Source organism: Streptomyces sp., from assembly GCF_031181555.1.
In the GTDB taxonomy this organism is placed as follows: domain Bacteria; phylum Actinomycetota; class Actinomycetes; order Streptomycetales; family Streptomycetaceae; genus Streptomyces; species Streptomyces fimbriatus.
The window spans coordinates 1-11671 of sequence record NZ_JAPSKQ010000183.1 but is presented as its reverse complement, the minus strand read 5'-3'; the positions used below and the strand labels follow the sequence as shown (position 1 = coordinate 11671).

10 protein-coding genes and 2 riboswitches are annotated in these 11671 nt (G+C 72.1%); of the genes, 3 read left to right on the top strand and 7 right to left on the bottom strand.

Annotated features, from left to right (window positions below; translation table 11 throughout):
• The 3 genes from RIM90_RS27045 to RIM90_RS27035 form a co-directional block, all read right to left on the bottom strand.
• Positions 1-3199 (bottom strand): type I polyketide synthase (locus tag RIM90_RS27045; protein WP_375165570.1); only part of this gene is annotated, 3199 nt, incomplete at its 3' end.
• Positions 3200-3604: 405 nt separating this feature from the next.
• Complete coding sequence (locus tag RIM90_RS27040; RefSeq protein WP_309063367.1) at positions 3605-3970, bottom strand: hypothetical protein; 366 nt, start codon at positions 3968-3970, stop codon at positions 3605-3607.
• Positions 3971-3975: 5 nt separating this feature from the next.
• On the bottom strand, positions 3976-4563 hold the full coding sequence (locus tag RIM90_RS27035) for an RNA polymerase sigma factor (protein ID WP_309063364.1): 588 nt from the start codon (positions 4561-4563) through the stop codon (positions 3976-3978).
• Between the two features lie 785 nt (positions 4564-5348).
• Between RIM90_RS27035 and RIM90_RS27025 the strand changes: the two genes are divergently transcribed.
• The gene (locus RIM90_RS27025; protein WP_309063363.1) at positions 5349-5699 is read left to right on the top strand and encodes a hypothetical protein; all 351 of its coding nucleotides are present in this window, start codon (positions 5349-5351) and stop codon (positions 5697-5699) included.
• An 878-nt stretch (positions 5700-6577) separates the two neighbouring features.
• Here the strand turns inward: RIM90_RS27025 and RIM90_RS27020 are convergent.
• The 4 genes from RIM90_RS27020 to RIM90_RS27005 form a co-directional block, all read right to left on the bottom strand.
• Positions 6578-7363 carry an ABC transporter ATP-binding protein gene (locus RIM90_RS27020; RefSeq protein WP_309063362.1) on the bottom strand — a complete coding sequence of 262 codons (786 nt, stop codon included), beginning with the start codon at positions 7361-7363 and terminating at the stop codon, positions 6578-6580.
• Entirely contained in the window at positions 7360-8475 is a 1116-nt protein-coding gene (locus tag RIM90_RS27015; RefSeq protein WP_375165569.1) for a FecCD family ABC transporter permease, read from the bottom strand. The genes RIM90_RS27020 and RIM90_RS27015 overlap by 4 nt, the downstream gene beginning before the upstream one ends.
• Positions 8472-9491, bottom strand: coding sequence for an ABC transporter substrate-binding protein (locus tag RIM90_RS27010; RefSeq protein ID WP_309063361.1), 1020 nt, complete (start codon positions 9489-9491; stop codon positions 8472-8474). The genes RIM90_RS27015 and RIM90_RS27010 overlap by 4 nt, the downstream gene beginning before the upstream one ends.
• 48 nt (positions 9492-9539) lie before the next feature.
• A riboswitch (cobalamin riboswitch) is annotated at positions 9540-9661 on the bottom strand.
• Between the two features lie 73 nt (positions 9662-9734).
• Complete coding sequence (locus RIM90_RS27005; RefSeq protein WP_309063360.1) at positions 9735-9860, bottom strand: hypothetical protein; 126 nt, start codon at positions 9858-9860, stop codon at positions 9735-9737.
• Between the two features lie 187 nt (positions 9861-10047).
• Between RIM90_RS27005 and RIM90_RS27000 the strand changes: the two genes are divergently transcribed.
• Together RIM90_RS27000 and RIM90_RS26995 are read left to right on the top strand one after the other, a co-directional pair.
• Positions 10048-11034 carry a ferric reductase-like transmembrane domain-containing protein gene (locus RIM90_RS27000; protein WP_309063359.1) on the top strand — a complete coding sequence of 329 codons (987 nt, stop codon included), beginning with the start codon at positions 10048-10050 and terminating at the stop codon, positions 11032-11034.
• A 68-nt stretch (positions 11035-11102) separates the two neighbouring features.
• A riboswitch (cobalamin riboswitch) is annotated at positions 11103-11228 on the top strand.
• A 62-nt stretch (positions 11229-11290) separates the two neighbouring features.
• Positions 11291-11671 (top strand): (2Fe-2S) ferredoxin domain-containing protein (locus RIM90_RS26995; RefSeq protein ID WP_309063358.1); only part of this gene is annotated, 381 nt, incomplete at its 3' end.

The following is an 11671-nucleotide window of genomic DNA, read 5'->3' as shown; positions in this document are numbered from 1 at the left end:
AGCCCCGGTCGGCCGGGAAACCCGAGATCACATCGCGCTGCTCGGCGACGACCCGCCACAGCGCCTCCGGCGAGTCCACCCCGCCCGGGAAACGGCACCCCATGCCGACGATCACGATCGGATCGTCCTGATCGGAACGGGCCTCGGGGACCGCCGCGTCATGCTGCGCGTCGGCGAGCAGCGCGGCCAGCCCGGCGGGGCTGGGGCGGTCGTACACCACCGTGGTGGGGAGCTTGCGCCCGGTGGCGGTGACGAGCCGGTTGCGCAGCTCGACGACCATCGCCGAGTCGATGCCCAGCTCCTTGAACGTCCGCCGTGGTTCGATCTCGGCGGCGGAGTCGTAGCCGAGAACGGCGGCGGTGTGCGCCCGTACCAGCTCCAGGGCGGCCGGGCCGGTCAGTGAGCGGTCCGGCTCGGCCCGGTGGCCGCCTGCGGCGTCCTCCGGGAGCGCCGCGGCCTGCGGCGTCGGCGCGGTGCCTGCCGGCGGCAGGGCCCGGGCGGCGTGGGGCTGCCCGGAGATCCAGTGGCGGCGCCGCTGGAAGGCGTACGTCGGCAGCTCGGCACGGGCGGTGCCGGCGGGCAGGACGGCGGACCAGTCCACCTCCGCGCCGTGGCAGAACGCCTCGCCGAACGCGAGCAGCAGGCGCTGCGGACCGCCCTCCCCGCGGCGCAGTGTGCCCAGCGCGGCGACCGGCAGGTCCGCGGCCTCCGCGGTCTGCTGGACGGCGAGCGCCAGCGCGGGGTGGGGGCTCATCTCGATGAACAGCTCGTGCCCCGCGTCGAGCAGTGCCCGTACGACGGGCTCGAACTGCACGGGTTCCCGCAGGTTGCGGTACCAGTAGTCGGCGTCCAGCCCGGAGCCGTCCAGCGCCTCGGCGGTCACGGTGGAGTGCAGCGGCACGTTCCCAGTGCGCGGTGCGATACCGGCGAACTCGGCCAGCAGCGTGTCGCGTACGGCGTCGACGTGCGGGCTGTGCGAGGCGTAGGCGACCGGGATGCGCCGGGTACGGACGTCCTCGCCGTAGTGCGCGGCCAGGGCGTCCAGGGCGGCCCCGTCACCGGCCACCACGGTCATGCCGGGCGAGTTGACGGCGGCCACGCTCAGCCGCGGGTACGCGGCGAGGGTGTCGCGCACCCGGTCGGCGGGCAGCGACACGGTGAGCATGCCGCCGCCGCGCTCGGCCAGCGCGCCGAGGGCGGCGCTTCGTACGGCGATCAGCAGGGCCGCGTCGTCCAGGGTGAGGGCGCCGCTGACGGTGGCGGCGGCGATCTCGCCCTGTGAGTGACCGACGACCGCGGCCGGCTCGACGCCTGCCGCCCGCCACAGTGCGGCCAGCCCGACCATCACGGCCCACAGGACGGGTTGCACGACGTCGTCGCGATCGAGTGCGGGCGCGCCGGGGCGCCCGCGCAGCACATCGGTCAGCGACCAGTCGCGATACGGGCGCAGTGCGCGCTCGCAGTCCTCGACGACCCGGGCGAAGACGGGGGCGCTGTCGAGGAGTTCCGCCGCCATGCCGGCCCACTGCGAGCCCTGGCCGGGGAAGACGAACACCGCCTCACGGACGGTCCGGTGGCTGACGCCCTCGACCGCGGCCCGGGTGACCCGGGCGTCGGCGACCGAGTCGAGGGCGGTCAGCAGGTCGTTCCGGTCGGCGCCGACCAGAACGGCCCGGTGGGTGAAGGCGGTGCGGTCGTGAGCGAGGGCCCGGGCGATCTCGACGGCACCGAGATCCTGATGTGCGGCGAGGTGGTCGCGCAGACGGGCCGCCTGGGCGCGCAGCGCCTTGTCACCGCGTCCGGACAGAACCCAGGCGACGGAATCGTGTTCGTCCGATTCCCTTGGCTGTTCTGGCTTGTTCTCGGCGGCCGCGGCGGCGACGCCCGGCCACTCGCTGAGCACCAGATGACAGTTGGTGCCCCCCATTCCGACCGATGTCACACCCGCGACGAGCGGCCCGTCGGGATTCGGCCACGGTCCGGTTTCGGTGACGGCGGCGAGTCGCAGTTCGTCGAACGGTATCTGCGGATTCGGGGTCCGGTAGTTCAGGGTCGGGACGAGTTCCCGCTCTTTGAGGCAGAGAATGGCCTTGATGAGTCCCGCTATGCCTGCGGCCCCTTCGAGGTGGCCGATGTTCGTCTTGACGGAGCCGAGCCTGAGCGGATTCTCCGGAGTGCGGGACGAGGCGAAAACAGCACCCAGGGCTGATGCTTCTACGGGGTCGCCGACCCGGGTGCCCGATCCGTGGATTTCGACGTACTGCGCTTGTTCCAGCGGTATACGCGCGTTTTCCCAGGCGGCGCGTATGACGCGTTCCTGGGCCTTTCCACGGGGAGTGGGAAGGGTGTCGCTCGCGCCGTCGTTGCCGATGGCGCCACCGCGCAGCAGGCAGTGGATGCGGTCCCCGTCGGCCACGGCCCGGCTGAGGAGTTTCAGCGCCACCACACCGCCGCCCTCACCCCGGACATAGCCGTTCGCCCGGGCGTCGAGTGCGAAACACCGGTGGTCGGGCGAGAGGCTGCCGAAGGCTGCCAGGGCGTGGGTGCTCTCCGGCGCGAGGTTGAGGTTGACGCCGCCGGCCAGCGCCACAACGGACTCGCCGCGGCGCAGGCTCTCGCAGGCCAGATGCACCGCGACCAGCGACGACGACTGCGCGGTGTCGACCACCATGCTGGGGCCCTGCAGGCCGAGGACGTAGGAGACCCGGTTGGCGATGATGCCGCGGTGCAATCCGGTCACCGTGTGCGCGGAGGTGGCGCCGGGACCGGCCGCGTGGGTGAGGGTCGTGTAGTCGTCGGCGATCGCGCCGACGAAGACGCCGGTGGCGGTGTCGGCGAGGGTGGCCGGGACGATGCCGGCGTCCTCCAGCGCCTCCCAGGCGAGTTCGAGCGCGAGCCGCTGCTGGGGGTCCATCGCGGCGGCTTCGCGCGGGGATATGCCGAAGAACTCGGCGTCGAAGGTGTCGACATGGGGCAGGAAACCACCGGGGCGCGGTAACTCATCACCTAAAACGGCAGGGTGTGCGCGATCCGCGGGTGGCTCTGCTATGGCGTCGCGGCCGTTCCTGAGGAGATCCCAGAATTCGGCGGGGCTTGCCCCGCCGGGAAAGCGGCAGGAAAGCCCGACGACGGCAACTGTCCGGTCGTCGAGCTGATCGGGTGTTTGCTGCGTCTGTTCATCCCGGACCGGCTGTTCCAGGTTCTCCGCTGCATCGTCTGACGGGCTTCGTACCGTGCTGTCCGACGACGGTGCTGCCACCTTAATCCGGGCATGGCGGATCATGGTTCTCTTACTCCCCCCGTGAAGCACAATCAACGGCGCTGCCGACTCGTCGGCCCAGCCTGATTCATTTTGGAGCCTAGCATCGAGCTGGCTCCCCGTAAACCAATGGCCATGGCGTGGAGACGGTATGCGAAATCAATATGCCAAGTAATGGGGGGGACCGGCGTCCCTTGTAAGGCTCTTGTCAACCGTGCGGAAACAGCGCGTACTTGCGGCGGACTGGCCCTCCCGGCGTCGTCCCGTCGTGCTTGCAGGACCGCACCGTCCCGGTCTCCGCGTGGCATCGGCCGCCGGGACGGGCGCTCACGGGCCGCGGCCCGGTCACCGGGAAGTGGCGGCCGGGGCGTGGTGTCGTGCCGGTTCCTCCGCGGCCTCCGCCGCCGGGTGCGCCTTGGTCAGGGTGCAGACGCCGTCCACACACTGACGCTCCAGACGGCCGCGGGAGATGGTCTGCGCCAGGCCGACCATCCAGCAGGTGGGGCAGCCGCGGAAGGCGATCAGGGCCAAGGGGGCCGCCAGCAGGGTGGCCGGGCCGGCGACGGGCACCAGGGCGATCGAGCCGATGATCAGCCCGAAGCCGATGGCGCCGCGCGCCAGGTGGCGCGGGACGGACTTGCTGGCGTAGTCCGCCCCCGGCGCCGCGGACGGTGCGGTGGCCCGGTCCTTCACGCCCTGCGCGGGCTTCATGGTGTTCACGGTCGTGGGTCCCCTCCGACTGGTCGGTCGATGGCCTGATCGGGTGTCTGGTCGGTCGTTGCAAGTGAGTGGCGCAGTGCTGCGCGTGCTCTGTGCAACCGCGATTTCATCGCGGCGTTGCTCAGACCGAGCGAACGGGCGACGGTCTTGCCGGGCAGGCCCTGTACGTCCCGCATGATCAGGACCTGCCGCTGATCACGGGGAAGAGCACTGACCGCGGCCGCGATCCGCTCCACCTCCAGCCTGTGCAGCACCGCGTCCTCGGCGGACGGTTCCGGTTCGGCCGGCGCCTCGTTGCTCCGCGAGGCGAGCAGCCGTACATGCCGGAGGCATTCGTTGCGCACGATCCGGAACATCCATGAGGCAAGCGCGCCGGTGGCCCGCAAGGTGCCGATCTTCCGATAGAGGATGATCAGCGCCTCCTGCGCCGCGTCCTCCGCGTCCTGCGGCGAGGCGCACAGTGATATGGCGAACTTGCGCACATGAGGCTGCGATTCCATGACGACGGTGGTGAGCGAAGTGACGTCGCCGTCCTGAGCGGCCTTGATCAGCCGCTCGTCCGGCCAGGAGAAGCGTCGGTTCATGTGCTACTCATACCCGTGAGGCGCCCCGCGCGCAGGCGCCGGTCAGCCCCGGCTCTTGTAGCGCCGCATCAGGTGCCAGCTGCACGCGCCCACGAGCAGGACTCCGATCACTACGAGACTAGTGACCATCATTGGTGTTTCCTCCCGGTTCTGTCGGCCCGTTCGGCCGGTACACGGATAAGAGACGGGGAGGCCCGGAAAGGATTCGCCTCCCGCCGAAGTTTTTTCCGGACCGTGCGCGGCCCCGCTCGCGCAGCCGCGGCACGCGGTCCGCCACCACGTGGGACGTGCTGGCCGGCGATGTCCCGGAAGGGCTCCGGGGAGGCCACGGGGAAGCCCTTCGGCGCGGGGACCGGGAGGGAGCGCGCGCCTGGAGGTCCCGCACCGGTCGAGCGGAGCGCCGCAAGGTCGAAGTCCTGGCGGAGCCTTTGCAGGGCCCACTGCAACCCGAACCGCCTGTCGTCGATCGCCGCAGCCGTCCCCACCCTGGAGTGCCAGCGCCGGGAACGCTCACTGACCGGTCGGGCGAGGACGGGGCCCGCGGCACCCCACGACACTCCTGTCATCGTTGCCGTGCCCGTCCGCGGTGGCGTGCGGCCGGGCGACGGTGCGCCGGGTGCCGCCGGTCGCCGGTCGCCGGTCGCCGGGGACAGGCTTCCCCGGAGCTCACGGAGACGAGGGCGCCGGCTCGGTGGCGAGCGTGGCCTTCCCCGCCGCCGCTTCCCGCGCATGGCGGTCCGCGCACGGCCGCGCTGCCGGCCACCGACGATCCCGGGGAGACCCGGATGCCCGGCGCCGTGTCGGCCGCCTACGGACTCAACGCCGTCAGCCCGCACCGCGAGGCCGCGCTCGACTTCATCGGCTTCCTGGGATCGGAAGAAGGGCAGAACCTGTACAACCGCTCCGGAGCCACCCTGCCGGCCACTCCCCACACGTCCTTCGCCGTCGATCCCGCCGTCGAGGAAGCCGCCGAACGACAGAAGGCCGGCACGACCGTCCCGTTCATGGACCAGCGCTGGCCCGACTCCGAGGTCCAGCGGACCCACTTCGCGCAGACCGAAGCTCTCTTCGCCGGCACGACGGGCGTCGACGAGGCACTGGCGGCGCTGGACCGCGCCTATCGGGATCGCGACTGACCGGGGCTGCTTCCGGTGGGTGGTGTGAACGGCGCGGTCGGGTTCATCGGGATCTGCCGGAGGCCGTCCGCAGGGTCTACCGCCTCATGACCGACGCCCCGAAGCGTGAACCGCGGGCGCTGCCGGCCGTGCTCGCCGACGCCCTCGCCCGTCCCGGCGATCCGGTCGGTGGTGCAGGCCCTGCACGAGCGCTGCCTCCCCCGCCTGCTCGACGGTGTCGGACGCCGGCTGACCAGTGAGATCGCCGCCGGACGCATCCGCGACCTGCCGATGGTGCCCCTGCTCCAGCAGATGAGCGGCCCCCTGGTGGTCCACCTCCTCCTGCGTCCCGTCGCCGAGCATCCGGAGGGCGCAGGCTGCCCGCCACAGGGGAAACGGCCGAGATCTTCGCCGAGGCGTTCCCGCGGGCCGTCGGGCGTCCCTGACGCATGGAAGAAGGCCGGCCGAAGCGGCACCGGCCGACGGCAGCCCCTCGCGTCAGTGTCGGGTCGACCGGGGCGGACCACGGCGCGGTGGAGGGCGCTGGGCGCGGGCGTGTCCGGCATGGGCGGTACCGGGGCGCCGTAGGAGCGGATCACGTGGCGTTCGATGACAAGCCCCGCAGACGCGGCCCGGCGGGGCTTCCGAGCGGGTGAGCTGCAGCGTCCGGCGTGGGCACCGTCGCACTCGGCCCTCCCCCCTCGAGCACCCGAAGCAGGGCACGGCGACGACGCGCGTCCTGCGGCCGATGCGCAGCACGCGACATGGGAACTCCCCACGGCGAGTCAGGTCGTCACCCTTCGCCCGCGAGAACCCCAGTGCCCTGGAGGCGTCGGCCATGCTCCCCGTTCCGCCCCGGGCGGCGCGGATGTGCGCAGGGCGGCGTCGGGTGAAGCCCTTCAGCCGCGTGGCTCCTCGGGGAGGAACGTCACCTGCGGGGCGCCCGTGCGCGGATGGATGGCGACTTCCGCCGCCACTCCGTACACCTCGGCCAGGAGCCGGGGGGTGAGTATCTCGGCCGGCGGGCCGGAGGCGGTGACTTCGCCGTCGTGCAGGACGTAGAGGCGGTCGCAGTAGTAGGCGGCCAGGTTGAGGTCGTGCAGGGCGAGCAGCACGGTGGCGGGCAGGCGGCGCAGGGTGCCGAGCACGGACAGCTGGTGTCGGATGTCGAGGTGGTTGGTGGGTTCGTCGAGAACGAGGAGGGTGGGCTGCTGGGCGAGGGCACGCGCGATGAGGACGCGCTGACGTTCGCCGCCGGAGAGCCGGTCGAAGGGGCGGTCGGCCAAGTGGACGGCGTCGACCGCCAGGAGCGCGGAGCTGATGAGTTCGGCGTCCTCGGGGGTGTCACCGGCGAGGAGTCGTTTGTGGGGAGTGCGGCCCATGGCGACGACCTCGCGGACGGCGAGGTCGAAGTCGGCTGCCGATTCCTGCACCACCGCCGCCACGGTGCGGGCCAGTTGCCGCACGGGCAGCGACCAGGCGTCGCCTCCGTCGACCCGGACCTGGCCGGTGTCAGGGCGCAGGACGCGGTAGACGGCGCGCAGGAGGCTGGACTTGCCGCTGCCGTTGGGGCCCACGAGCCCGATGGTCTCGCCCGGGCGGGCGGTCAGGGAGACGTCGCGCACCAGGTGGCGGGCTCCAGCGGTGAGCGTGACGCCGTCCACGCTCAGTTCGGTCGCGGTCATGCCACTCCTCGGTCGGTGCCGCGCCGGGCGTCCCGGCGCATCAGCCACAGGAAGAACGGCCCGCCGCACAGGGCCGTGAGCACGCCGACGGGTATCTCCATCGGTGCGGCGATCGTCCGTGCGGCGATGTCGGCCCAGATGAGGAAGACGGCCCCGCCGAGTGCCGCCGTCGGCAGAACCCGGCGGTGGTCGCCGCCGACGAACAGGCGCACGATGTGGGGCATCATCAGGCCGACGAAGCCGATCGGTCCGGCCGCCGCGACCAGCACTCCCGTGACGAGGGAGAGCAGGACGAACAGACGCGCACGGAACCGGGCCACGTCCAGCCCCATCGTGCTGGCCGCCTCCTCGCCGGCCAGCAGCAGGTTCAGGTTGCGTGCCTGCACCATGAGGACGCCGATACCGAGCAGCAGGGCCGTGCTGGGCAGCCACAGCGTGCCCCAGTTGACCCCGCCGAGGCCGCCGAGGGTCCAGGCGAGGACCGCGCGGGCCTCGTTGCCCCGGTCGGTGGTGAGCAGCAGCAGATGGAGTACCGCGGTGAGCATCGCCGCGATCGCCACCCCGGACAGCACGAGCCGCGCCGAGGTGATGCGTCCGCCGGTGCGGGCGGTGGCGTACACGAGCAGGAGCGCGCCCAGGGCGCCCACGAAGGCGGCCACCGACAGGGAGACCGGCCCGAAGAGGGTGACACCGAACACGATCACGGCGACCGCCCCGAGGGACGCCCCGGAGGAGACGCCGAGCAGGTAGGGCTCGGCGAGCGGGTTGCGCACCAGGGCCTGCAGAGCGGTGCCGATCACCGCGAGGCCGGCGCCGGTGACCGCGCCGAGCAGCACCCGCGGCGCTCGCACGTCCACCACGATGGTCTCCCGGGCCCGCGACCAGCCCGGCTCCTGCCCGTCGGCACCCAGCGCGTGCGTCACGATGCCCCACACCTGACCGGGCGGCACCTGAACGGAGCCGATCGCAAGGCCCGCCGTGGCGGAGACCAGGAGCAGGGCGGTGAGTACGAGCAGCGTGCCGGCCAACCTCGTGCGGCCCGCCCCTGGCTCGGTGGTCTTCCGCAGGTGAACCGTCCGCTCGGCGGACGTGTCGGTGGCGGTCCGGGTCACCGGAAGCTCTCGGGGTGCAGTCCGCGGGCCAGGTCGTCGACCGCGTAGGCCGAGCGGATGCCGACCAGGGTGGCGGTCAGCGGCAGGACGACGAACCGCTCGTTCCTGACGGCGGGTACGTCGGCGAGCGCGGGCTGGGACAGCAGGAACTTCTTCTTCTGCTCGACGCTTCCGGCACCTGCGTAGTCATAGATGGCGATGACCTCCGGCTTGCGCTCGACGACCTGCTCCCAGGAGACGTCGCCGAAGACGTCGTCGAGGTCGGCGAAGACGTTCTCTCCGCCGGCCAGCCGGATCAGTTCGGTGCCCAGGCTCTTGCCGCCCGCGGTGAAGGCGGCCTTGTCGCCGCTGTCGTAGACGAAGACGGGCACCTCGGGTTCGCCTTCGACCTCGGTAGCGGCCTTGTCGACGCGGCCCTCGAGGTCGGCGACCAGTTTGTCGGCCCGGTCCGAGACGCCGAAGATCTTGCCGATGGTGCGGATCTCGTCGTAGGTGTCCTGCATCGTCACCCGCCTCTTGCCGCAGTACTCGCGGTTGAGGTAGGTGTCGATGCCGGCGTCGGCGAACGCCTTGCGGGAGCGGCCTTCGTTCTCGGCGAAGGCGCTGCCGTAGCCGCCGTAGACGAGGTCGGGTTCGGCGTCCAGGACGGTCTCGAAGGACGGTTCCCTCTTCGCCAGTTCAGGGATGGACTCGTAGTCCTTCTTCAGCTCGGGCAGGACGGCGGAGTCGGGGAAGGCCGTGCCGACCATGCGGTCCTTCAGGCCGAGGGCGAGCATGAGTTCCGCCGGGTGCTGGTGGATGGTGACGACGCGGGAAGGCGGCTTGTCGTACGTCGTCTTCACGCCGCAGTTGTCGACGGTGACGGGGAAGCCCGTGGGCGCGGCCGCGGTGGCCGTCGCGTCCCCGCCGCTCTCGCCGGACGAACCGCAGCCGGTGGTCAGCAGCACCGCCGAAATGGCCGCGGCCGCGGCACGAAGGAACCCGCGCGTGCGAGCAGGGGTGAACGACTGGGACACGTGAAGCCTCCTGGAGTCCGCGCTCCTTGGGACGGGCCCGCGACGGACCAGTGTCCTGACTCCCGGATCGACGTTCCCTCCGCCTTCCCGCGCGGTGCGCAGTGGCGTGTCGGAGGGGCGCTCCCCGGTCACAGTGGCGGGACCGTGCCGGATTCGCACCGGCTTCCTGTCTCCCGTCGCGGCGATGACCAGGTGATACTACGTTTCCCCGAGCCGACGGCGAAAGGGCGTGCGGACCCGGCCTCACACATCGTCGCCCCGTCGCACCACCTCGGGCGGGGCGGCCCCGAGGGCCAGGAGTTCCTTTCCGGCGGAGTCCAGGACGAGGGTGCCGCCGGGAGCCGGGCAGGTCTGCAGGGTGCGCAGCACGCGCGCTGTCGGCGGGGTCCTCTGTCTCGGACGCGGAGGCGAGGCAGAATCAGGTGTGCCCCGTGCGGTCCTCGTGGCGACTCTGGCCGGATACCGCCTCGGGGGATCGCTGTCCCCTCAGCCAGACTTGTTGTCCCACGACACATGCGCACCACCCCTGCGGTGGCCCGTGCCCGGGAGGCCCCTGATGCTGTCAGACGCGAGGCCGGACGGAGACGGGGCGGCATCCCCGCCCGGACGGCAACGGCCTCCCGGTGACCGCGTCGCGCTGCGCGGCGACCTGCGGTCCGCCCTGCCCGACGCCGCCGCGGCGGTGGTGGTCACGGCGCTCGTCTTCGCGCTTCTGTACGCGCGCATGGAATCGGGTGCCTCGGACACCGTCGCGGTCATGCCGTTCATGGACGACCCCGGCACCTACTGGATGTACCTGCTCAGCCAGGCGTTCGGGTGGTCGGGGCTGCTGTGGGCCTGGGGCACGGTCATGCTCGGTCTGCTGCTGTCGGGACCACGCCCCGCCCGGCTGCCGGTCTCCCGACAGGCACTGGAGCGCTGGCACCGCACCACGAGCCTGACGACGACGGCGCTGATGCTCGCGCACGCGCTGATGTTCGCGGCTGAACTCGTCCGCTACGAGACGAAGCTGGCGTGGGCGGAACGGCTGTGGGTGGGCTTCGCGGACACCTTCGTGCCGGGCTGGTACGACTCCGGAACCGGCAGGATCGCCATCCCGCTCGGACAGGGCGCCCTGTACCTGGCGATTCCGCTGGGGCTGCTGTTCTACGTCCGGCACCGCATCGGAGCGAACACCTGGCGGCGGCTGCACCGTTTCGTGATCGTCGTCTATGTGCTGAGCGTGTGGCACACGCTGCTGTACGGAACCAACGTCTGGTACGGGGAGTGGCCGCGCACCGTGCTGTGGCTGCTGCAACTGCCGGTCGCGGTGCTGCTGTTGCTCCGTCTGCTGAGACCGGCCCGGCGGGCCGAGCGGCTGGGCCCGCCGGGCGGGCGTGGGGGCGCGGCCCGGCCGGGGTGGTGGGTGCGGGCGGCAGGACGGGTCGCCGCCGGAGCGGTCGTCGTCGTGCTGGTCGTCGTGGTGGTGTCCGGCCGTGACGGCGGGCGGGACCGCCCGACCCATCCGCCCGCGACGGCCCCACACGCCCAGGAGACGGACTGACGGCCGGAACCGGGCGGGCGGGACGGCGCCCCGGGGTGGGATGATGGCCCGCGACAAGGCGACGGCGGAACGAGGAAGCCGGTGTGAATCCGGCGCGGTCCCGCCACTGTGATCGGCGAGCCGGTCCGACAGGCCACTGCCCGGCAACGGGCGGGAGGGCCGGGACGAGCATCGGCCCGAGAGCCAGGAGACTCACGCGGTCGCCTCCTCGACGGACCACCGGGGCGGATCTCCCCGGAGAGAGGGACGGCACCGCATGCCCGCAACGCCGACCGGACGAACGACTGACGACGCGTGGACCGGAACGGCGACCGGCCCCGTGCCGTGCCGCATCGTCGTGTGCCGCGACTGCTGCTGCGGCAGCCCCAAAGTGACCGGTGTCGACCACACGGCCCAGACCGAGCGCCTGCGCGCCGTGGCACCGGTACGTGTCGCCGGCTGCCTCGACGTCTGCGACCAGGCCAACGTCATCGTCGTACAGCCCTCCGCCGAAGGCCGCGCCGCCGGTGCCCGGCCCGTCTGGCTCGGACTGGTCAACGACCCGGACGCGACCGAGGACATCGCCGCGTGGGCCCGCGCCGGCGGTCCCGGTGTGGCACCCCGGCCGGACATTCTGGACTTCTACGTCTTCACTCCG

Bases quoted from the DNA above. Each gene is read 5' to 3' on its own strand.
- RIM90_RS27040 (WP_309063367.1), bottom strand. From the start codon at position 3,970: ATGAAGCCCGCGCAGGGCGTGAAGGACCGGGCCACCGCACCGTCCGCG.
- RIM90_RS27035 (WP_309063364.1), bottom strand. From the start codon at position 4,563: ATGAACCGACGCTTCTCCTGGCCGGACGAGCGGCTGATCAAGGCCGCT.
- RIM90_RS27025 (WP_309063363.1), top strand. From the start codon at position 5,349: ATGCCCGGCGCCGTGTCGGCCGCCTACGGACTCAACGCCGTCAGCCCG.
- RIM90_RS27020 (WP_309063362.1), bottom strand. From the start codon at position 7,363: ATGACCGCGACCGAACTGAGCGTGGACGGCGTCACGCTCACCGCTGGA.
- RIM90_RS27000 (WP_309063359.1), top strand. From the start codon at position 10,048: ATGCTGTCAGACGCGAGGCCGGACGGAGACGGGGCGGCATCCCCGCCC.